General features: G+C 66.2%; 22 protein-coding genes and 1 other RNA gene. 6 read left to right on the forward strand and 17 right to left on the reverse strand.

Features of this window, described 5'->3' with window-relative positions; translation table 11 throughout:
- Positions 1-246: 246 nt before the first annotated feature.
- From M9H71_RS00885 to M9H71_RS00950, 14 genes are all read right to left on the reverse strand, one after another.
- Positions 247-882, reverse strand: a complete 636-nt coding sequence (locus M9H71_RS00885) for a class I SAM-dependent methyltransferase (protein WP_455403242.1) — start codon at positions 880-882, stop codon at positions 247-249.
- A gap of 5 nt (positions 883-887) precedes the next feature.
- Positions 888-2,390, reverse strand: coding sequence for a Do family serine endopeptidase (locus M9H71_RS00890; protein ID WP_455403243.1), 1,503 nt, complete (start codon positions 2,388-2,390; stop codon positions 888-890).
- Between the two features lie 214 nt (positions 2,391-2,604).
- Complete coding sequence (locus tag M9H71_RS00895; RefSeq protein WP_455403244.1) at positions 2,605-2,805, reverse strand: DUF2065 domain-containing protein; 201 nt, start codon at positions 2,803-2,805, stop codon at positions 2,605-2,607.
- Between the two features lie 227 nt (positions 2,806-3,032).
- A complete protein-coding gene (hflC, locus tag M9H71_RS00900; RefSeq protein WP_455403245.1) occupies positions 3,033-3,980 on the reverse strand; it encodes a protease modulator HflC in 948 nt (315 codons plus the stop codon).
- Positions 3,977-5,134, reverse strand: coding sequence for an FtsH protease activity modulator HflK (hflK, locus tag M9H71_RS00905; RefSeq protein WP_455403246.1), 1,158 nt, complete (start codon positions 5,132-5,134; stop codon positions 3,977-3,979). The genes hflC and hflK overlap by 4 nt, the downstream gene beginning before the upstream one ends.
- A 116-nt stretch (positions 5,135-5,250) precedes the next feature.
- Complete coding sequence (locus M9H71_RS00910; RefSeq protein WP_455403445.1) at positions 5,251-5,790, reverse strand: dihydrofolate reductase; 540 nt, start codon at positions 5,788-5,790, stop codon at positions 5,251-5,253.
- 11 nt (positions 5,791-5,801) lie between these two features.
- Complete coding sequence (locus M9H71_RS00915) at positions 5,802-6,179, reverse strand: hypothetical protein (protein WP_455403247.1); 378 nt, start codon at positions 6,177-6,179, stop codon at positions 5,802-5,804.
- 8 nt (positions 6,180-6,187) lie between these two features.
- On the reverse strand, positions 6,188-6,604 hold the full coding sequence (locus M9H71_RS00920) for a hypothetical protein (protein ID WP_455403248.1): 417 nt from the start codon (positions 6,602-6,604) through the stop codon (positions 6,188-6,190).
- A gap of 3 nt (positions 6,605-6,607) precedes the next feature.
- The gene (locus tag M9H71_RS00925; RefSeq protein ID WP_455403249.1) at positions 6,608-7,402 is read right to left on the reverse strand and encodes a thymidylate synthase; all 795 of its coding nucleotides are present in this window, start codon (positions 7,400-7,402) and stop codon (positions 6,608-6,610) included.
- 173 nt (positions 7,403-7,575) lie between these two features.
- Positions 7,576-8,583 carry a tripartite tricarboxylate transporter substrate-binding protein gene (locus M9H71_RS00930; RefSeq protein WP_455403250.1) on the reverse strand — a complete coding sequence of 336 codons (1,008 nt, stop codon included), beginning with the start codon at positions 8,581-8,583 and terminating at the stop codon, positions 7,576-7,578.
- A gap of 104 nt (positions 8,584-8,687) precedes the next feature.
- A complete protein-coding gene (locus M9H71_RS00935; RefSeq protein ID WP_455403251.1) occupies positions 8,688-10,205 on the reverse strand; it encodes a tripartite tricarboxylate transporter permease in 1,518 nt (505 codons plus the stop codon).
- Between the two features lie 7 nt (positions 10,206-10,212).
- Positions 10,213-10,713: a tripartite tricarboxylate transporter TctB family protein gene (locus M9H71_RS00940; protein ID WP_455403252.1), complete on the reverse strand. Its 501-nt coding sequence runs from the start codon at positions 10,711-10,713 to the stop codon at positions 10,213-10,215.
- A 73-nt stretch (positions 10,714-10,786) separates the two neighbouring features.
- A complete protein-coding gene (locus M9H71_RS00945) occupies positions 10,787-11,317 on the reverse strand; it encodes a chromate transporter (protein ID WP_455403253.1) in 531 nt (176 codons plus the stop codon).
- Positions 11,314-11,910: a chromate transporter gene (locus tag M9H71_RS00950; RefSeq protein ID WP_455403254.1), complete on the reverse strand. Its 597-nt coding sequence runs from the start codon at positions 11,908-11,910 to the stop codon at positions 11,314-11,316. The genes M9H71_RS00945 and M9H71_RS00950 overlap by 4 nt, the downstream gene beginning before the upstream one ends.
- A 140-nt stretch (positions 11,911-12,050) precedes the next feature.
- On the opposite strand from M9H71_RS00950, the gene ssrA reads away from it, so the two are divergent.
- The 5 genes from ssrA (at position 12,051) to M9H71_RS00975 (ending at position 15,448) form a co-directional block, all read left to right on the forward strand.
- Positions 12,051-12,418: a transfer-messenger RNA gene (gene ssrA / locus M9H71_RS00955) on the forward strand.
- 231 nt (positions 12,419-12,649) lie between these two features.
- On the forward strand, positions 12,650-13,180 hold the full coding sequence (locus M9H71_RS00960; protein WP_455403255.1) for an SspB family protein: 531 nt from the start codon (positions 12,650-12,652) through the stop codon (positions 13,178-13,180).
- 111 nt (positions 13,181-13,291) lie between these two features.
- Positions 13,292-14,719, forward strand: coding sequence for a class II fumarate hydratase (gene fumC, locus M9H71_RS00965; protein WP_455403256.1), 1,428 nt, complete (start codon positions 13,292-13,294; stop codon positions 14,717-14,719).
- Between the two features lie 265 nt (positions 14,720-14,984).
- Complete coding sequence (locus M9H71_RS00970) at positions 14,985-15,173, forward strand: DUF4169 family protein (RefSeq protein WP_455403257.1); 189 nt, start codon at positions 14,985-14,987, stop codon at positions 15,171-15,173.
- Positions 15,170-15,448 (forward strand): ribbon-helix-helix domain-containing protein, encoded by a 279-nt coding sequence (locus M9H71_RS00975; protein ID WP_164605134.1) that lies wholly within the window; start codon positions 15,170-15,172, stop codon positions 15,446-15,448. Before M9H71_RS00970 ends, M9H71_RS00975 begins: the two co-directional genes overlap by 4 nt.
- 20 nt (positions 15,449-15,468) lie before the next feature.
- Here the strand turns inward: M9H71_RS00975 and M9H71_RS00980 are convergent, their stop codons facing one another.
- A complete protein-coding gene (locus M9H71_RS00980) occupies positions 15,469-19,293 on the reverse strand; it encodes an AsmA family protein (protein ID WP_455403258.1) in 3,825 nt (1,274 codons plus the stop codon).
- 135 nt (positions 19,294-19,428) lie between these two features.
- Positions 19,429-20,856 (reverse strand): FAD-binding oxidoreductase, encoded by a 1,428-nt coding sequence (locus M9H71_RS00985; protein WP_455403259.1) that lies wholly within the window; start codon positions 20,854-20,856, stop codon positions 19,429-19,431.
- Positions 20,857-20,923: 67 nt separating this feature from the next.
- On the opposite strand from M9H71_RS00985, the gene M9H71_RS00990 reads away from it, so the two are divergent.
- Complete coding sequence (locus M9H71_RS00990) at positions 20,924-21,451, forward strand: thioesterase family protein (protein WP_455403260.1); 528 nt, start codon at positions 20,924-20,926, stop codon at positions 21,449-21,451.
- Here the strand turns inward: M9H71_RS00990 and M9H71_RS00995 are convergent.
- Complete coding sequence (locus tag M9H71_RS00995) at positions 21,448-21,621, reverse strand: DUF1328 domain-containing protein (RefSeq protein WP_455403261.1); 174 nt, start codon at positions 21,619-21,621, stop codon at positions 21,448-21,450. The two genes, M9H71_RS00990 and M9H71_RS00995, sit on opposite strands and share 4 nt — an antisense overlap.
- Positions 21,622-21,750: the final 129 nt, after the last annotated feature.

Here is a 21,750-nt window from a genome sequence, read left to right on the forward strand (position 1 = left end):
CGCGCGTGCAGTGCAGCGATCGCGCACTCTCTCCGAAATATCTCGCGTAGTGGGATACTGATCACGCGATCAGTCCGCGATCCTCAGTAATCACGGCATTTCAGCCGCCGAGTGATCGGCGGGCGCCGACGTCGCGCTCGTCGGCGGTCGCGACAATACGTAGCAGCGCGATGCGTCATCAGTCGGATGTTGATCGCGAAAATCGCCCGCGCGCGATGCCGGCCGTGCAATCTTGCACAATGGTGCTCAGGCCCGCGGCGGGAGCTCTGTGGAACGCTGCGGTCGTACGAACACGTCGTAGCGCACGGTCTTGCCGGCGATCTGATGCGACGGCTTGCGCGAGGCCGGCGGGGCGGCGGCGCGCAGTGGCCATTTCAGCACGACGCGGCCGCAATCGGCCGACAGCGCAGCGGCCAGAAGCTCGCCAACATCCGGATCGGCGCCGACGAGATCGCGCAGCAGCCGCATCTCCTGCTTCACCAGTGCGGTCTTGGTCCGGGGTGGATGCATCGGGTCAATAGTGACAACGTCGGCTCGCATCGTCGGCAACAGCACGCGGGCATCGCCGTGCAGCAACGTCATGCGGCCGACGATCTCAGCGAGTTCCGTGCTCTCGGCGCGCGCTGCCGCGAACGCGTCTTCGAGTAGCGCGTGCACATCCGGCACGCGCTCGATCAGTGTCACTGTCGCGCCCATCGAAGCGAGCAGGAAAGCGTCGCGGCCGAGGCCGGCGGTGGCGTCGATCACATGCAGCGGGCGCACCGGCGAGACGCCGGTGGCCTTGAGCAGTGCATGGCTACGTCCAGCCTGGGAGCGAAACCGATAACCGACCGCGCCGCCGACGAAATCGATGGCAGGCGCGGTCCGGGCCTGATCGGCCATTGCGCCTATTGCAGGCTGAGCGCGACGAAGCGCAGCTCGCCGGAGGCATTGGCGACCAGCAACAGCACGGACTTCTTGCCGTCCTTCTTGAGCTGGTCGACCCGCTTCTTGATATCGGCGGCGTTGCCGACCGACTCCTGCGCCACCTCGACGATGACGTCACCGGCCGACAGCCGCTTCTCGGCGGCGTCGGAGCCGTCGTCGACGCCGGTCACCAGCACACCCTTGACGCTGTCCTTGATCTTGTAGCGGCCGCGCAGATCCTTCGACAGCGCGGCGAGATCGAGGCCGAGGACCTTCTGTGTGACCAGCTTCTCCGCTTCGGGCTGCGACTTCGCCGACGCCGGCTGCGGCTTGGCATCGTCGGCGAGCCGACCGAGCGTGACCTGCTTGGTCTCTTCCTTGCCCTTGCGGATCACCACGACGTCGACGGTCTTGCCGACCGCGGTATCGGCGACCATCCGCGACAGATCCTTCGGCTCCTTGATGTCCTTGCCGTCGAACTTGATCACCACATCGCCAGGCTCGATGCCGGCCGGCTTGGCCGGTCCCTTGTCGTCGACACCGGCGACCAGCGCGCCGCGCGCAGGCTTGATGCTGAGGCTGTCGGCGATCTCGTCGGTGACCTGCTGGATGCGGACGCCGAGCCAGCCGCGGCGCAGTTCGCCGAACTGCCGGAGCTGATCGACCACCGGCACCACGGTCTTCGACGGCACCGCGAAGCCAATGCCGATCGAGCCGCCCGACGGCGAGATGATCAGCGTGTTGACGCCGATCACTTCGCCGTTGAGGTTGAACAGCGGCCCGCCGGAATTGCCGCGATTGATCGCGGCGTCGGTCTGAATGTAGCTGTCGTAGGGGCCGGAGTTGATGTCGCGGTTGCGTGCCGAGACGATGCCTGCGGTCACCGTGCCGCCGAGCGAGAACGGGTTGCCGATCGCGATCACCCATTCGCCGAGCCGCAGCTTGTCGCTGTCGCCGAACTTCACCGCAGTCAGCGTCTTGCCCGCCGGCGGCTTGAACTTCAGCACCGCGAGGTCGGTCTTCTTGTCGACGCCGACCAGCTCCGCCTTGATCTTGGTGCCGTCGTTGAGGATCACGTTGATCTCGTCGGAATCGGCGATGACGTGATTGTTGGTGACGACCACGCCGGCCGGATCGATGATGAAGCCGGAGCCGAGCGAATTGGTCTTGCGCGGAGCCCCGCCCTTTTCGCCGCGGCGGTTCTTGAAGAAGTCCTCGAAGAACTCTTCGAACGGCGAGCCCGGCGGCAGCTGAGGCATCGCGCCCTTGCTCTCGCCCGAGCCCTTGGCTTCGACGGTCTGGGTGGTGGAGATGTTGACCACCGCATCGATCACCTTCTCGGCGACGTCGGCGATCCCTTCGGGACCGCGGGCGGATGCGGGCGCGGGGCTGGCGAGCACTGCGACGCCGAGGCACAGCGCGGCGAGCAGCGGCCTGATCCGCAAGGGCCTGATCCGGGAACTATGGGCGATCGCAACGGGCATGGTCGAATCATCTCCTGGCGTGCGCAAAGGACGGCGCAGTCGCGTGAACACTGCGTCCGATCATGGAACCGGCGCAAGCATCGGTGGTGAGCGAGGCTACCCTATCCGCCGTACTGATTGCGGCGAAAACCGGCCCCGAACCCGATGTCGTGGTTGAAAACGTCGTGACAACACTCCGGCACCGTCACCGGCCCCAGCGGCCGTCGGCGGCGAGCTAGTGCCGTACCGCCCAGATCAGGACCAGGCCCGCGACCGCGGAGCCGATGCCGACGGCGCGCAGCACATTGTCGGGAGTTTCGAGGGCACTCTTCATCGCCCGGCGCATCCAGTTCGGACTGGCCGCGAAGATCAAACCTTCCAGAACGAACAGCAATCCGACGCCGATGAGGAGGTCGGCGAACGCGAAAGACCTCATGCGACAGCATCCTCCCGGCCGGCGCACGGCCCTTGTTGTCCCGGCGCAGCTCAGCGCGCGCCGCTGTTGATCGGCCTGTTCTAGAGCAATTCCGCGTCCGATTGAAATCCAACTGCGGCTCTAGACGATTGTTTTGTCGCGCCTTCTGGCCGAGGCCAGAAACGGCCATGGCGTACGAAAGCAAAACGGGCCGCTGGTGAGCGGCCCGCCGTGGTGTCGTGGTCCGCTCAGCGCGGTGCGGCAGGAGGCGCAGAAGGTGCCGCCGGAACCGCGGCCGCGGACGGCGCCGTCCCGTTCGCAGTCGCCCGACCGTCTGCACTGCCGAAGAAGCGGAAGAAGTCCGAATCCGGCCGCAGCAGGAACCGGGTGTCGTTGCTCTTCAGCGACTGTTCGTAGGCGGTCATCGACCGATAGAACGCGAAGAACTCCGGGTCCTTGGAATAGGCGGTGGCGAACAGCCGGTTACGCTCGGCGTCACCCGAACCGCGGATCTGCTCGGCCTCTGAATTGGCCTCGGCGATGATCACGGTGGCTTCGCGGTCCGCCTTGGAGCGGATCTCCTGCGCCTTCTGTCCGCCCTGGGCGCGGAACTCGGCGGCTTCACGCTGACGCTCGGTCTGCATCCGCTGATACACCGCCTGGCTGTTCTGGTCCGGCAGATCGGCGCGGCGGATCCGGACGTCGACCACGGAGATGCCGTAGCCCTCGGCCTCCTTGTCGAGCTGGGTGCGGATCCGGGCCATCAACGCCTCGCGCTCGTCGCGCACCACCTGGATGAAGGTGACTTCGCCGAGCACGCGGCGCAGCGATGCGTTGAGCAGCGTGGTGAGCTGGACGTTCGCGGCCGGAATCGAGCCGACGCTCTGATAGAAGCGCAGCGCATTCTTGATCCGGTAGCGCGCGAACGCGTCCACCACCAGCCGCTTCTGGTCAGCGGCGATGACTTCCTGCGACGGGTTCTCGAGGTCGAGAATCCGCTTGTCGATGCTGATCACCGTGTCGATGAACGGCGCCTTGAAATGCAGACCCGGCTCGGTGACGACCCGCACCGGCTCGCCGAGGCGGACCAGCAGCACCTGCTCGGTCTGGCTGACGGTGAACAGCGACGACCAGCCGACGATGACCGCGACCAGCGCCACGATCAGTGCAACAACTCCTGCGACTCCGGCCTTCATCGGTTGCCTCCGCCAATTTGCTGCTGGGTCTGCGGCGCAGCAGCCGTCGGCGCCGCGCGCTTCTTGGACAGCTCGTTCAGCGGCAGATACGGCACGATGCCCTGCCCGTTACCGGTGCCGGGGTCGTAGACCAGCTTGTCGGCGGAGCCGAGAACGCGTTCCATGGTTTCAAGATAGATGCGCTCGCGGGTCACCGCAGGTGCCTTCTTGTATTCCTCATACACGTCGAGGAAGCGCGCGCTCTGGCCCTTGGCTTCGGCAACGGCCTGTCCCTTGTAGCCTTCGGCGTTCTGGATGATCTGCGAAGCGCGGCCCTTGGCGTCGGGAATGACGCGGTTGGCATAGGTCTGGGCTTCGTTCTGCAACCGCTCGAGGTCGGCGCGTGCGGCCTGCACGTCGCGGAAAGCGTCGATCACCTGCTGTGGCGGATCGACCTTCTGCATCTGCACCTGCTGCACCAGGACGCCGGCGCCGTAGCTGTCGAGCGTCTTCTGCATCAGTTCCTGCACGGCATTCTCGATCGTGGTGCGGGCGCCGGTGAGGATCGGCTGGATGTCGGAGCGACCGATCACTTCACGCATCGCGCTTTCGGCCACCGCCTTCACGGTGCCCTGCGGGTTCTGGATGTTGAACAAGTAATTGCCGACGCCGTCGGGCTTGATCCGCCACAGCACGGTGAAGTCGACGTCGACGATGTTCTCGTCGCCGGTCAGCATCAGGCTTTCTTCGGGCACGTCGTGCATGGTCGCGCCGCGGCGCGCCGGATCGTTCATCAGCGTCATGCCGATGCTGATCGTGTTGACGCGCAGCGCCTTGGGCAGCAGCACGGTCTCGATCGGATACGGCAGATGATAGTTGAGGCCGGGCTGAACCGTGCGAACGTGTTTGCCGAACCGCAGCACAACGCCGAGTTCTTCGGACTGCACCCGGAAGAAGCCCGACAGGCCCCAGATCGCCAGCGCGCCGAGCACCACGACGATGATGCCGAGCCCGCTGAAATGACCGCCGGGAAGGATCTGCTGGAGCCGGTCCTGGCCGCGGCGCAGCAGATCTTCCAGATCAGGCGGCCGCGGCCCCGACGATTGTGGCCCCGTTCCCCACGGACCCTTGGGGCCAGAACCCCACGGGCCTCCGCCTTGATTCTTCCACGGCATTCAAAAATCTCCTTCGCGGCCGAACGGCCGCAGTCTGCCCGGCTTTATAGGGGACGGTCCCCTCGGGCACAACGCGCGTCGTTCCGCGTTGCGAGCTAAGCCTTGACGAAGGTTTGTCAATTGCCAACGGGGCCGCGCCCGGCTTCCGTCGCAGCACAGCGTCGATAGGTCACATAGGAGAAATCAGAGCTGTCCTGCGGCCCGGCAACACGGCGCTCGCGCCCGACTTCCTGCCATAACTCCGGATCGATCGCCGGAAAGCAGGTATCACCCTCGGGCTGCGCATGCACTTCGGTCAGTTCGAGCCGCGCCGCGCGCGGCAACCAATGAGCATAGATTTCGGCGCCGCCGATCACCGCAATTTCGGTGGCAAAACGCCGCAGCGCATCGCCCCGCGCGACCTGTTCGGCAGCATCGAACGACGGCGCAATGACGACGCCGGCCGCGGCAAAAGCCGGATCGCGCGTGACCACGATGTTGGTTCGGCCCGGCAACGGCCGGCCGATCGACTGATAGGTCTTGCGGCCCATGATCACCGGCTTGTCCAGCGTGAGCTGTTTGAACCGCTGCAGGTCCGACCTCAGCCGCCATGGAATCGTGTTGCCCTTCCCAATCACGCGGTTATCGGCCACCGCGACGACGAGAATGATCGACATCATGCGGCCCATCAGGCGACCGACAGATGCGTCATCAGATCCGCCCGGAAATACACCGGCACGACGCTGTCGAAATACTCTCCTCCGGTAAATGTCGTATCGATGCGACGTCCGACATAGGGTTCAAGGCGGATGTACGCGCCGAGCGCCTTGGCGCGGGGAATCTGGCGGCCGTCGACCGAGGGATCCGACAGCGAGAACGCGGTTCGATAGGGAGCCTGCACCATCAGCTCGACGGCTTCATTGAGCAGGGTGTGCTCGTGCTCTGGACAATCCGGGACCAAATTGAGCGTCCAACGATCGACTTCCTCGCGATACTCCCAGTAGGCCGCGAGCAGCGGTGCGCGGCGCTTCAGCAGAGCCTCGACCAACTGTCTGGATGCGTCCACCCTCGAATCTACGAGCGCTTCAATAGCCATTCGAACAGCCCTTCATCGCCCCCGATCGCATCCAATATAGCCGAAGCCCGTTCGTCGGTCCAAAGCTCATAGCGCGCCCGCTCGGACCATTCGGCAGCGATGGCCCATCGCTTCTTAAGGCCAGGATGGATTGAAATCTCTGCTTCGAGCGCCGACTTCAACCCTGCGATATCCATCAATTGGCTGAGATCGTGCGAATAGATCTTGCCGACCCGTTTGAGATCCGGAATTTCATCCGCACGGAATTGCCGCGCGATAATCGCCTTCAACGCGCATTCCAGCACGTAGCCGGCAAGGTAGTAAGCGCCCGACGGATGGCCGCTAGCGAGCAGAAGTCTCGCCTCGGCCAGTCGCTCCCGAGCAAGGTGTTGGAGCGTTGCGCGGTCCTGCCCCATCGCTCACACCGCCACCTCGGCCTTGATGTGCGGGTGCGGGTCGTAGCCTTGCAGCGTGAAGTCTTCGTAGCGGAAGCCGAAGATGTCGGTCACCGCCGGATTGATCGACATCGTCGGCAGCGGACGCGGCGCACGGGTCAGTTGCAGCCGGGCCTGCTCCAGATGATTGGAATACAGATGTGCATCGCCGAGCGTATGGACGAAGTCGCCGAGCTTCAGCCCGGTGACCTGGGCGACCATCATCGTCAACAGCGCGTAGGACGCGATATTGAACGGCACGCCGAGAAACACGTCAGCCGAGCGTTGATAGAGCTGGCACGACAGCTTGCCATTGGCGACATAGAACTGAAACAGGCAGTGGCACGGCGGCAGCGCCATCTTCTCGACGTCGGCCGGATTCCAGGCGGTGACCATCAGCCGCCGCGAGTCCGGATTACGTTTGATCATGTCGACCACAGCCGCGATCTGATCGATCGAGCCGCCATCCGCGGTCGGCCATGAGCGCCACTGTGCGCCGTATACCGGACCGAGATCGCCGTTCTCGTCCGCCCACTCGTCCCAGATGGTGACGCCGTGGTCGTGCAGGTATTTGATGTTGGTGTCGCCCTTCAGGAACCACAGCAGTTCGTGCACGATCGCCTTCAGCGGCAGCCGCTTGGTGGTCAGCATCGGAAAGCCGGCGGCCAGATCGAACCGCATCTGATGCCCGAACACCGACAGGGTGCCGGTTCCGGTTCGGTCGCGCTTCTCGGCCCCGTCGCTCAAAATGCGTTCGAGCAGGTCCTGGTATTGGATCATGGCGAGGTGGCTCGGCAATGCAGCACCAGCGCGACCGGCGGGCGGCAACGCAGGAGGCTTCGGGGAAGGGTCCGGACGGCTGCGAAAATGGCCCGTGACGGCGGCGGCGGCAAGGCCGCAGCGCCGCCGATCCACACAAGGCTGCCGGGCTCCGGGCGGATGACCGTCCGCCGCTACGGGGCGGAACCTCTCGCCACATCGCCCCAGCGGGCGATTTCGTCCTGAACGAGCTGAGCCAACACCACCGGCGAGCGTTGGTCGGGGCGCGGAATGATGCCGCCGAGGTTGGTAAGCCGGCCGCGCAGCTCGGATTGGTCGAGGGCTCGGGACACCGCTGCGTTCAGTTTGGCGACGATCGGCTCGGGCGTGCCGCGGGGCGCGAACAGCCCGGTCCAGGCCGCAACCCGAAACCCGGGCATTCCTGCTTCGCTCGCGGTCGGAACCTGCGGCACCGCCGGATCGCGCTCGGACGAAGCGATCACATACGCCTTGATCGTGCCCTCGCGCAGCGCCGGCACGGCGTTGACGATCTGGTCGCACATGTAATCCACCTGCCCCTCGACCAGCGCCTGCAGCGCCGGCCCGGTGCCGCTGAACGGCACCGCGGTCGGATCGACCCCGAGCAAGCGGTTGAGCAGCAGGCACGAGGCATAGGACACCGACCCGAAGCCGGCATGGGCGACGTTGACGCTATCGGTGTGCGACTTCACGAAGGCGGCAAACTCGGTCATGTCCTTGGGCGGGAATTGCCTGCGCGCCAGCAGCAGCACAGGCATCTCCGCGAGCAGCGCGACCGGTTCGAAGTCCTTGTCCGGCCGATAGCCCAGCTTGGGATACAGCGCGGCGGCCGAGCCGTGGGTGCCCATGTGTCCGACGATCAAGGTGTGGCCATCGGGCGTCGCATGCGCCACTCGGGTCGCGGCCAGCGTGCCGCCGGCGCCGAGGATATTTTCAATTTCGATCGGCTGCCCCAGCGTCTTGGCCATTTCCGCAGTGATCAGCCGCGCGACCGTATCGGTCGGGCCACCTCTGGCGAACGGCACCACCACTGTCACGGTCCGCACCGGGAAATCGATCTGGTCGAGCCGGTCCTGGTCGGCGGCCCAGCCCGGCGCCAGCCACAGCGCCACCATGGCTATCGCGACGCCTCCTGCTGCGCCCACGCCGCCGAACAGCTTCATCGTGCGTCTCCGCCGGAAAGACGTGGTGATAGCGAATTACTCGCTATCAGATCAACCAGCGAAAACGGAGCTACGGCGATGCGAGAATGTAGGCGCGCGGCCGGTCAGCCCTCGGATTCGACGAAGACCTCGTCCCGCTTCCGCCGCAGCATGGGTAATACCGCCAGGATCAGCAGCCCCACCGCGACGGCGAGCAGCGCGGCCGACAGCGGCCGGGTCAGGAACACCATGGCGTCACCGCGGGCAATCAGCAGAGCACGGCGCAGATTGTCCTCCATCAGCGGGCCCAGCACCATGCCGAGCAGCAGCGGGGCCGGCTCGAACTCGTGCTTGACCAGCCAATAACCGATCAGCCCGAAGGCGCCGGCCAGAATGACGTCGACCGGCGCGTTGTTCACCGAGTAGATCCCGATACAGCAGAAGATCACGATCGCCGGAAACATCAGGCGGTACGGAACACGCAATAACCGCACCCAGACGCCAACCAATGGCAGGTTGATCACCAGCAGCATCAGGTTGCCGATCCACATCGAGGCGATCATTCCCCACACCAGCTCGGGCTGGTTCTGCATCACCTGCGGTCCGGGCACGATGTTGTGGATGGTCATCGCGCCGACCATCAGCGCCATCACGGCGTTGGGCGGAATACCCAGCGTCAGCAGCGGGATGAACGAGGTCTGCGCGGCGGCATTGTTGGCGCTTTCCGGCGCCGCGACACCCTCGATCGCGCCGCGGCCGAACCGCTTCGGATCGCGGGCGATCTTCTTTTCCAACGTATAGGCAGCAAACGAAGCGATCACTGCACCGCCGCCGGGCAGGATACCGAGGATCGATCCCAGCACCGTGCCGCGCGCGATCGCGGGGGCGGCGTCGCTGAGATCTTTCCGGGTCGGCATCAGACCGGTGATCTTCTGCTGCACCAGTTCGCGATCGGCCGACGCGCCGAAATCGAGGTTACGGATGATCTCGGCAAAACCGAACACGCCCATCGCGACGGTGGCGAAGCCGAGCCCGTCCGCCAGCTCCGGCAGATCGAAGGTCATCCGCGCCGCGCCGGTTTCGATGTCGGAGCCGACGGTCGACAGCAATAGTCCGAGCACGATCATCGCCAGCGCCTTCAGTACCGAGCCGCGGGCCAGCACCACCGCGAACACCAGGCCGAGTACCATCAGCGAGAAGTACTCGGCCGGGCCGAACGCTAGCGCGATCCTGGTCAGCGGCTGACCGACCAGCGCGATCAGCACGGTGGCGAAGCAGCCGGCGGCGAACGAACCGATCGCGGCGATCGCCAGCGCTGGACCGGCGCGGCCCTGCTTGGCCATCTGAAAGCCGTCGAGCGTCGTCACCACAGAGGTCGCCTCGCCCGGAATATTGACTAGGATCGAGGTGGTCGAGCCGCCGTACTGGGCGCCGTAATAAATGCCGGCGAGCATGATCAGCGCGCCGACCGGCGGCAGACCGAAAGTAATCGGCAGCAGCATCGCCACCGTGGCGATGGTGCCGATCCCCGGCAGCACGCCGATCAGGGTGCCGACCAGCGCGCCGGTCAGGCACAACAGCAGATTGGTCGGCGACGCGGCGACCTGAAAGCCGAGGGCGAGATTGGAAAACAGATCCATCATCGCCGCCTCACTGCGTCAGGGCCACAGGCCACAGCGCAAACGGCAGCGCTAGCCCGTACACGAACAGCCCGCAGCACGCAGCGGTGAGCACGATACCGACCAGGACGGTCTCGCCCCAGCGCGTCTCCGGCGTGCCGAGCGCTGCAATCAGGAAGCTAGACAATGCTGCAATGACGAGGCCGAGCGGCCGGATCGTCACCGCGAACGAGAGAATCGCGAGGCCGACGAACAGTGGCCCGCGCCAGTGAAATGTCGCCAGCCGCTGCCCCTCGATGAAGATCCCGGTGGCGGCGATCACCGCGCCCAATCCAAGCAACAGCAGCGCGAGCAGCCGCGGCACTGTCCCCGGCCCGAACCGAAAGCCATGCATGCCGCCGAGATCGCTGGCTGCCCATAGCGCGAAGACGGCGACCGCGATCAACACCACCCCGCCCACGAAATCCTGCGGCCCGCGAATCCAGCTCGGAAACACGGATCGCTCCCGCACCCCGCTCGGCGCCTCGTCCATCGATCGTCTCTCCCAGCCTGCGCACCGCCCGGCTCGGGAGCGGCATCTTCTGTCTTTGGCCTATCGGCCTGGTTCAAACAACGCCGGCGAAGCCCAACACGCCGCCAGCGAGCAGCAGCCACAGCGGATTGATCCCGGTCACAGCTGCCAGCACAGCAACGATCGCCGTCAGTGTCAGCGATGCTGCGGACCGGTCCGACGCCAGAGCCAGGATCAGACCGCTCGCCGCCATCAGGCCGATCGAGAGCGGCACCAGCGCCGCCTGGATGATCGCCGGCCAGCGAGACGTCGTCGCACGGCCAAGCACCCGGCTGACCAGATAGGCCAGCGTCGCGCTCGGCCCGCACATCCCGAGCGTCGCCACCAGCGCTCCGGCGAGCCCGGCTGCCTGATAGCCGATCAGCGCGACGATCATCACGTTGGGGCCAGGCGAGAGCTGAGCGATCGCGAAGGCGTCGGCGAATTGCTGTTCGGTCAGCCAGTGATTGAGGGTGACGGCGGCACGGTGGATTTCCGGCAGCGCGGCGTTGGCGCCGCCGATCGCGAACAGCGACATCGTGCTGAAGGTCACGGCGAGACCGCCGAGCGAAGGCGTCCCGGTCATGCGGTGCGCCTCCGCAGCAGATAAGTGGCGCCAATGCTGCATGGGACCGCGACCGCCAGCACCCACGGCATCGGCAGCCGCAGCACGCCGACGGCGAGGAAGACGGCCACAAGTAGCCCGATCGCGACCGGATCGCGCTTGCGCAGCAGCGGCAGCAGCATCTTGAACGCGACGGAGAACAACAGCCCGATCGCCGCGTAGGACACCCCGGCGAGAATGCGCCGCAACGCCTCGAGCTCGCCGTAGTGGGCGTAAAGCACCGCCAGCAGCGTCACGATCAGCAGCGGTGGGCCGACCAGCCCGGCAAACGCCGCAATCGCCCCGGGGATGCCGCGGAACCGCGCTCCGAACACCACCGACAGATTGACGATGTTCGGCCCCGGCAGGAAATGGCACAGTGCGAAGGTCTCGTTGAACTCCTCCGCCGTCATCCAGCGGTGCTGCTCGACGATCGCTCGCCGCGCCCACACCAGGACGCCGCCAAATCCGGCCAGCGACATCTTGGCGAACGCGACGAACAGCTCGCCGAGGCCGGGCGCCGGAGTGATCGGGGCGTCTGTCGGGTCGCGATCGGAAGCGTCGGTGAGGGCCATTCGGTAGCTTTAGACCGCCGCACTGGACGCAACCACCGGCTTTTCCGCCGGCCCCCTGTTCGCGTACCGCCAAGCTGCCCGGACCTGGACCAAGTCCACGGAAGATCTTCCGCGCGTGCCCACAAGTGCTTGGCAGCGAGGCCCTTTCGCCGGCGGGGATTGCACCCTATATTGGGTGCGTCGGGGTAACCCGACTATGGAAATAAATGGCCGTCGTAATAAACCATTCGGACCCGGGGGCGGTACCCGGCGCCTCCACCCAAGCCCGTCATCCTCCTTGCGGACGGCGGGTTTCGGCGGGGGCGAAATAGGATCGACGAGGGCGTAAAGGGCTTGCTTTTTCCCGGTATTGTTCCGCCGTTATCGGGCTACTGCAATAGTTGCCAACGACAACTATGCTCCGGTTGCTCAGGCTGCGTAACGCAGTTTGAAAGACCACTCTAAAGCCCTAACGGGTTAAGCTCCGTTAGGCGGGGTTCGGAGGCACCTGGCAACAGAAGCCTCCACTCATTCTAATCACGCCTGGCTCGTTCAGAATTTTGCAGGCTGGATGGTGGCTTACTGCCCACTTCTCCGGCGCCGCGGCGCACAATTCAGCCGCGATTGATGCTGACCGTGGACAGCGGCCGGGGTAGCATGATGATCGGCGCGAGTCGGGCCACACCCCCAGTGCCGAACCAGCCTCGAGGCAGCAGCCTTCGGGTATCCGAGCGACGGGACGACGACACGGGACGACCACATGGCCACCGACCACATTCGATACGACGTGCTGGCCCGCGACGCCTTGCGTGGCGTGCTGCGGCACGTCCTCACCGACGTCGCTCAGCACGGACTGCCCGGGGAGCATCATTTCTTCATCACGTTCCAGTCCAAGGCCGACGGCGTGAAGCTGTCGCCGAGGCTGCTGGCGCAATACCCCGAAGAAATGACCGTGGTGCTGCAACATCAGTTCTGGGACCTCGTGGTCACCGAAGACCGTTTCGAGGTAGGGCTGTCGTTCGGCGGCATCCCGGAGCGTCTGGTGGTGCCGTTCGCCTCGATCAAGAGCTTCTTCGATCCGTCGGTGAAGTTCGGGCTGCAGTTCGAAGCGGCCGATGAGGCCGAGGACAACGACGAGTCCGAGGAGGCCGGCGAACTGGTGACCGCGGCTCCGGCGCCTGTGGCGCTGCCGTCGGCGACCGCGACCGACGACCCGCCATCCGACGACGAGCCTCCCCGCTCGGGCGAAGGCGCCGAGGTGGTGCGGCTCGACCGCTTCCGCAAGAAGTAACGGCACCGCCGATCATCTGTCGTCTGCACGCTGGATCGCTCCGGCGTGCGAAGCGTTGCCGGATGACGCTGCCCCGCTTACCTTCGATCCCCAGCCTTCAGGACGACGATCATGGCCCGCACGCCCCGCTCTCCCCGCCCCGCGCGATCCACAGCGACCCGGAGCGAGACCGATAGTTTCGGTCCGATCGATGTCGCCGCCGACCGCTATTGGGGCGCGCAGACCGAGCGCTCGCGGCAGAATTTCCGTATCGGCACCGAGCGGATGCCGATCGGCATCATCCGGGCGCTGGCGATCGTCAAGCTGGCGGCGGCCGAAACAAATAAAGAGCTCGGCCTGCTCGACAACCGCCGCGCCGGCGCCATCGTCCGCGCCGCCCGCGAAGTGATCGAAGGCACCCATGACGATCACTTCCCGCTGGTGGTGTGGCAGACCGGCTCCGGCACCCAGACCAACATGAACCTCAACGAGGTGATCGCCAATCGCGCCAACGAACTGCTCGGCGGCGAGCGCGGGTCGAAGAAGCCCGTGCATCCCAACGATCACGTCAACATGAGCCAGTCGTCGAACGACTCGTTCCCGACCGCGATGCACATCGCCGCGGCGCAGGCGATCACCACCGACCTGATCCCGGCGCTGACGCTGCTGCACGACGCGCTGCGCAAGAAGGAAAAGGCGTTCGCCAAGATCGTCAAGATCGGCCGCACCCATACCCAGGACGCCACCCCGTTGACGCTCGGCCAGGAGTTCTCCGGCTACGCGGCGCAGCTCGCAAGTAGCATCGCCCGGGTCAAGGCGGTGCTGAAGGAGCTGTATCCGCTGGCGCAGGGCGGCACCGCGGTTGGCACCGGGCTGAACACGCATCCGAAATTTGCCAAGGCGTTCGCCAAGCGCGCTGCCGCGCTCACCAAGCTGCCGTTCGTCACCGCGCCGAACAAGTTCGAAGCGCTCGCCGGCAACGACGCCTACGTGTTCGTGCACGGCGCGCTGAACGCCGCTGCCACCGCGCTGTTCAAGATCGCCAACGACATCCGCCTGCTTGGCTCCGGTCCGCGCTCCGGCCTCGGCGAACTGATCCTGCCCGAGAACGAGCCCGGCTCGTCGATCATGCCCGGCAAAGTCAACCCGACCCAGTGCGAGGCGATGACCATGGTGTGCTGCCAGGTCTTCGGCAATCACACCACGCTCACCGTCGCCGGCAGCCAGGGCCATTTCGAACTCAACGTCTACAAGCCGGTGATGGCGCAGGCGATGCTGCAATCGATCGGACTACTGGCCGACGCGGCGCGCTCGTTCACCACCAACTGCGTCGACGGCATCCGCGCCGACGAGCAGCGGATCGGCGAGCTGATGCAGCGTTCGCTGATGCTGGTCACCGCACTGGCGCCGACCATCGGCTACGACAACGCCGCCAAGATTGCCAAGGCGGCTCATCAGCGTGGTACGACCTTGAAGGAGGAAGCGGTGCGCTCCGGGCTGATCAGCGCCGCCGACTTCGACCGATTGGTACGCCCGGACAAAATGACGCATCCGGGCTGACCATACAACGCGTTCCCGGAGTTGTAAAAAAGCCCTTTCGGAAATTGATGTAAATCATATCCCTTGCTCGCGCAGATTGGTCAACTTGCATCTGCGGCGTTGTGGTTCGACAGCCTTATTCGATTTACGGAATAAGTGTCGGTCCGCATCCAAGCAGTGATATGGTTTTGTTCTTGATGGTGATCGAGCCTCTTATGGCTTCGTGCATTCGTGCCCGCCTGGTAGGCGACGCCCGTTGCCGATTTAATCGATAATGGGTGACGAGATGGCCGACGTGGTCAATTTGAAACGCTTCAAGAAGCGAGCCGAGCGGGAAGCAGCCGCGAAACTCGCAGACACTAATCGCGCAAGATTTGGCAGGACCAAATCGCAGCGCGAGTTCGACCAGCATCACGCTAGCCGCGCCAATCAACTGCTCGATCAACACAAAATCGGTGGCGAGGACGCGTCATGAAATCGCCGGTAGTGAAACGGTCGATCGTGGTCGCGGGCCACAAGACCAGTGTCAGCCTCGAAGAAGCCTTCTGGAACGGCATGAAGGAGATCTCTGGCGTGCGGGACATGACTTTGTCCGAGCTCGTCGGGGAGATCGACAGCAATCGTCAGCAGGGCAACCTGTCTTCGGCGATCCGGCTGTTCGTGCTGGACTACTTCCGCAGCCGCGCCTTGCAGGCGCAGCAGCAGGCAGTGGCTGATACCAAGACCGAAAGCTCACTGACGGCGCACTGATCGTCAGATCGGTGCGCTGTTCAGTCGGTCGCCCTCCCCTTTGAGGGCGACAACGCCAAAGGCGGACGTGGCCTTGACGGGCGCGCGTCTCCTGGTGCGGGTTTGATCTCCAACGGCGGCGGCAGTGGCGCGAGCTTTTCGCGCGGTGTCGAGGGCGCGGCGGTCGATGCTTGTGGCTGAGGTGGCGTTTGCGACTGAGGCGACATCTTCGGCTGAGGCGACGCAGGTCGCTGCGGCTGGGCGCGTGGCTTCGGTGTAGCGCGGCGCGGATCGGCGTCCGGCAACGGCGGCGTCTGCGGCAGCGCGGTGCTGAGCCCGGTTCCCTGTCCGGTCGCTGGCACTGCTGACGCCGGAGCGCCCCGCGGTGCAGCCTGAGGGGTGTCGGGCGGCGTGCGTGCCGTTGCGGGCGATGCTGATTCCGGATTGGACGACGCGGTCGGCCGCGGCAGACTTGAGGTCTGCTCGGGGGGGCGGCCAGGTTGGGCCGGAGTCGGAGAAGAGCCCGGCGAGTCGGTGGCGACCAGCGGTTTGCTGCCCTGTTCCAGCATTTGCAGCTTGCGGGTCTCGCGGTCGATTCGGCGGATCGACAGCCAGGACGACAGCCCCGACAGATCACGGCTCCACTCCATGCGATCCAGCGGCCCGGCTGCGAATATCCGAATCTCCGGCGGCAGTTCCTGCGCCGGCTCGGTCGGCGTCAGCGTGACACGCAGGTCGGCCTGGCCGGCGGCGATGTCGTAGCCACCCGAGATCACCGCGCGAGCGTCCTTGGCCTGCAGCGTGGCCGGCGACAGCTTCAGACGGCCGTCACTGACGCTCACCGGAAACTGCGCAGTCTCGACCTTGAGCGGCGTCGCCATCAGCGCCGGCTCGACCAGCTTGGCGAGATGATCAGTGTCGATCGGCTGCCCCTGATCGGCGGCGCGGATCGCCACCGCGAATGCGTTCGGATCGAGCCCGGCAACGGCTGCGCGCGACAGCATCACCGTGCCGCCGCCCGACAGCGCACCGATCAGCGCCGAGGCGCTGCGGCCGCTGCTCGCCAACGTGCCTTGCAGCGACAACTTCCCTGGAGGCATCGCCAGCGGGCCGTCGCGGAGCGTCGCGGCATCGGCATCCCTGACGCTGAGCTGCGCGTCGAGCGCGACGCCGGCATCGGTGGGCTTGACGGTCAGCACTGTTTTGACTTCGCCGCCGCCGAGCTTGCCGTTGCCGTCGAGCGTCAGCGATCGTCCGTCGCTGCGCACCACGCCGCGCAGCGGCTGCAGCTCGCTGCCGCCCGGCAGCTCGGCCCGCACCGCCTGGAACGCGATCTTGCCACGCCAGCCACGCAGCCAGCCCTGCCCGAGCGGCTCGTCGTCCGGGCGTCCGGCCGCGCCGAGCGCGAGTTGCAACGCCGGTCCCAGCGGCAGCGTATCGAGCCCCGCCTCGCCGTCGAGTTCGGCGGTTTGTCCGCGCGTCAGCTTCAGCCGGCCGCGCAACCGCGAGCCGGCAATGCCGGCGTCGATGTCCTTGAAGTTCCATGTGCTGCCAGCGACCGCAAGCTGCGTCGCCAGCGACAACGGCGCGCCGGCCGCCGGCAAGTCGAACAACGGCGACAGGTCGAGCTTGCGCGCATTCAGCGACAGCGCCGCTTTCGGCTCGGCCGCGAACGGTTCGATCTCGCCGCTCGCCTCGGCATCGAGTCCCGCCGCGGCGAGCTTCACCTTGCCATGCAGTGCGCCGCGCCATTTGCCGGTGCCCGAGGCCTGCAGCGTTGCCGCGCCGTCGCCGGCGGCGATAACATGGTCGAGCCCGAGCACCGCGAGCAACGTCTCGCCGCGCGGCGCAGACAGCTCGCCGTCGAGATTGAACTCGCTGCGCGCCAGCGCATCGAGATCGAGCTTGCGCAGATCGGCGGCGGCCGGGCTCGCTTTCGCCGTCACCCTGCCGCTGATTTGCGGCGCAGCCAGGTCGAGCGTACCGATGGCATCGACACGATCGGGCGTCCGGCTCGCCTTCTCGACACCCAGCGCGAGCTTGGCGCGCACGTTGCCGGACTCGGCCGGCAGCGCCTTCAGCCGCGCAGCGATGGCCGGTGCGAACGGATCGATCACGGCCGCGATCGGACCGAGCGACGGCGCGCTTGCTGAGACGGCGAGCTGTCCGGTGGCGCTGTCGCGATCGAGCGCGCCGTCGCCTTCGAGCAGCAGCCCGCCCGCAGTGCCGAGCTTCAGCTTGTCGAGCGCGATCCGGTGCGGATCGTAAGTGAGCCGCACCGCCGCCGGCTGCCAGACCTGATCGCCGACCCCGAGTTTGCCGAGATCGAGCGTGACGCTCGCCTGCTCCGGCCAGCCGCCGTCAGGGCCGGCAAGCGTCCGGGCCCATTGCAGCGCGGCGTGGAGATCGGCGCTGTCGCCCTTCAGCTCGGCGACGATCTGCGATCCCTGATCGTCGCGCCGGGCGCGGTAGGCGAAGCGGCCGCGCAGCGTATCGCCGCCGCTTTCCAACGTCAGCGGATCGAGCACCAGCGCATCGGAGCCGGCGCGGACGCCGCCCGCGATCCGCAGCGCCTTGCTCAATCCGCCACCGGCCGTCGGCGTGCGGCCCTGCAGCAAGGCGGCGAGCAGATCGGGGTCGGTGGACGATAGATCGAGCGTGCCGGTGATGCCTGCATCCGCCGCCCCGGCGCCGCCACGCAGCGCCAGCCGGGTGCCGCCGGGGGAGCGCAGCTCGAGCCGTTCGATCTGCCAGGCCTGCTCATCGCCGCGCAGTTCGGCCGACAGATCGGTGACCGGACGGCTGCCGATCATGATCTGATCGGCGTCGACCGAGATCTGCGCCGGCATCGGCGGCAGCGGCAGCGACGCCGCCAGATCGCGCAGCCGCCCAGCCCAAGGCTGCGGCGGCGCCGCATCGCCGGGCTTGGCCAGCAGCCGGTCGGCATCGAACTGCCGGGCCGACAGCTTGGCGGCGAACCGCGGCGCCGCGCCGAACTTCGCCTCGCCGCTGCCGGTGAGCTTCAGCGCGCGATCGTCCGCGCCCCAGGACATCTCGACCTGATCGAATTTGGCGAGCGCCGGATCGGCCTCGACCTTGGCGGCGAGCCGCCACGGCGCGCGCGGCGCTTCACCCGCCGCGGCCGCGACGACCGCCAGCGAGGCACTGCCGTCGAACCGCGGACGGCTGTGGTCGAGCATGAGCAGGCCATCGAGATCGGCCACGACCCCACCCGCCCCCGGATTGATCCCGGCCCGCAGCCGGATCGCATCGCCATCCGCCGCGCGGCCGGTCGACAGCCGGAACGGATAGCGCTGGCCGCGCAGCAGGAAATTGCCGTCGCCGCGCAGCGCCGCCGCCTGGGCGCGCAGCTCGCCGGAGAACGCGATGTCGCTGAGTTCGAGATTGCTGCGGCTGGCGGCATCGTGGAGCGCGATACGGCCGGTAAGATTGAGACGGTCGACAGTGAGAGCGGCCAGATTCGAAAGCCCGGCGGCCGGCCAGTCGAGCCGGCCCTGCGGATCGAGGCCGAGATCGAGCGACAGCCCGTTGATCGACAGTTCGTCGGCGCGCAGCTCGCCGCGCATCAGCGAGCCGAGACTGAATTCGACATCGAGCTTGGCAACGCCGACCCGGCCGGCATCATTGGCGCCGCCGACGCTGACCCCATGCAGCCGGAGCGAGGGTGTCGGCAATAGCCGTGCATCGAGCGGACCGGTGACTCGCACCTGGGTGCCGAGCAGCCGCGTCGCCTCCGCTTCAAACGGAGTGCGAAACTGATTCCAGTCGATCAGATAAGGTCCGACCAGCGCGGCGAGCAGCGCCAGAATCAGCGCGATCGCCAGACCGAGCAGCGTCGTCTGCACGCAGTTTCCCCTCGGGGCGTTGCGACGCCCCTCGCCGGCGTCCTTCCCTTCGTGATTTCAACGCCTAACGCCAGACTGTGGCGAACTCACAGCGACTTCAAGCGGCGGATTCACTCCGCCGGAAAATCCTGTGGTTCAAATCCCTTGCGGCAGGATCTTGCCGGGATTGAAGATGTTCTGCGGGTCAAGCGCCTGCTTGATCGCAGCCATCGCCTGCAGCGCCTCGAGGCCGAGCTCGGCCTTGAGATATTTCTGCTTGCCCTGGCCGATACCATGCTCGCCGGTGCAGGTGCCGTCCATCGCCTGCGCCCGCTCGACCAGCCGGTGCATGAACTCGTCGGCCCGCGCCAGCTCTGCGGCGTCGTTGACGTCGCACAGCAGCGAGCAGTGGAAGTTGCCGTCGCCGACATGGCCGACGATCGGGGCCAGCAGTCCGAGCCGGTTGAGATCGGCCTCGGTCTCGCCGACGCAATCGGCCAGCCTCGAGATCGGCACGCAGACGTCGGTGGCGACGACGCCGACGCCGTCGCCCTGACGCAGCGCTCGCACTGACCAATAGGCGTCGTGCCGGGCCTGCCACAGCTTGTTGCGATCCTCGGGGCGCGTCGTCCAGGTGAAGTCGCCGCCGCCGCAATCCTTGGCGATCGCGCCGAAATTCTTCGACTGCTCGCCGACCTCGACTTCGCTGCCGTGGAATTCGAGCAGCAGCAGCGGCGTCTCCGGCAGCGTCAGCTTGGAATAGGCATTCACCGCCTTGACCTGGGATTCGCTCATCAGCTCGATCCGGGCCAGCGGAATGCCGGTCTGGATCGCCAGGATCACCGCCTGACAGGCGTCGCTGACCGACGGGAACGAGCAGGATGCAGCCGCGATGGTCTCCGGAATGCCGCGCAGCTTGATGGTCAGCTCGGAGATGATGCCGAGCGTGCCTTCCGAGCCAACGAACAGATGGGTCAGGTCATAGCCGGCCGAGGATTTCTTGGCGCGGGTGCCGGTGGTTACGATCTCGCCGTCGCCGCGCACCACCTTCAGCGCCAGCACATTGTCGCGCATCGTGCCATAGCGCACCGCATTGGTGCCGGAGGCGCGGGTCGCCGCCATGCCGCCGATCGAAGCGTCGGCACCGGGATCGATCGGGAAGAACAGCCCCTGGTCGCGCAGGTTCTCGTTCAGCGCCTTGCGGGTGACGCCGGGCTGGATCACGCAGTCGAGATCCTCGGCGTGGACGGCCAGGATCTTGTTCATGTCGCGCAGGTCGATGCAGACGCCGCCGGCCGGGGCGTTGACGTGGCCTTCGAGCGAGGTGCCAGTGCCGAACGCGATCACCGGCACCTGGTGCTGGGCGCAGATTCGCACCGTGTCCTGGATGTCCGCGGTCTCCTGCGCCATCACCACCGCATCCGGCGGCTGGTTCGGCAGCCAGGTCGTGGTGTGGCCGTGCTGCTCGCGCACCGCAAGCGAGGTGACGAGGCGGTTGCCGAACCGCGCCGCGAGCGCTTCAATGGCGCTTGCCACGGCCTGCGGCTCGGCGCGCTTCGGCGTGTTGGTGATGGTCAGGCCCACAACAAAAACTCCTTCGGAAACGGGGCGACCGTGGCAAAGGATACCGGAGGGGTCAAGGGAGGTAGGATTGACTTTGGAAGTAGATCGCAGCGTCGAAACCGGCACCGTGGCCGCGCCGTTCCTGTCGTCGGTGATGCAGATCGAGCCCGGCTGGATCGACTATAACGGCCACCTCAACATGGCCTATTACAACGTGCTGTTCGACCGCGCGATCGATCAGATCTGGAGCGAACTCGGGATCGGGGTCGACTATCTGAACACGCGCGGCGGCTCGACCTTCACGGCCGAAGCTCATGTGCGTTACTTGCGGGAAATCCATCTCGGCGATCCGGTGCGGGTCTCGGTCTACATCGTCGCAGCGGACGAGAAACGTATTCACACCTTCGAAGAGCTGCGCCACGCCGAGGAAGGCTGGCTGTCGGCGACGTCGGAAAACATGTCGATGCATGTCGACATGGCGAGCCGCAAAGTGGCGCCGTTTCCGGACGACATTCGCGCGTCGGTGGCGCGGATGGCAGCGGCGCATCGGACGCTGCCGCAACCCGAGGGCATCGGACGACGTATCGCGATGCCCTCGAAGCGACCTGCGGCCTAGACTCGCGAACGACCGCGGAAAATGCTCACGACCGCCGAAACCAGGAACAGTACGATCGCGATGAAGAAGATGATCTTGGCGATTTCGATCGACGCGCCGGCGATGCCGCCGAAGCCGAGCAGACCCGCGATCAGCGCAACCACGAGAAACGTCACAACCCAACCCAACATGTGATGACCTCCGTTTCGCTTCAGGCACCCGCAGGCGGCTGCCTTCTTGGGTGAGGCGCCGCCGGTTTCGGCCGCGCCGCTTGGCGAAACAATCCAGGCCTGGAACGAAAGTTCCGGGCCGGGCTGGTG

The organism is Rhodopseudomonas parapalustris (genome assembly GCF_053772255.1).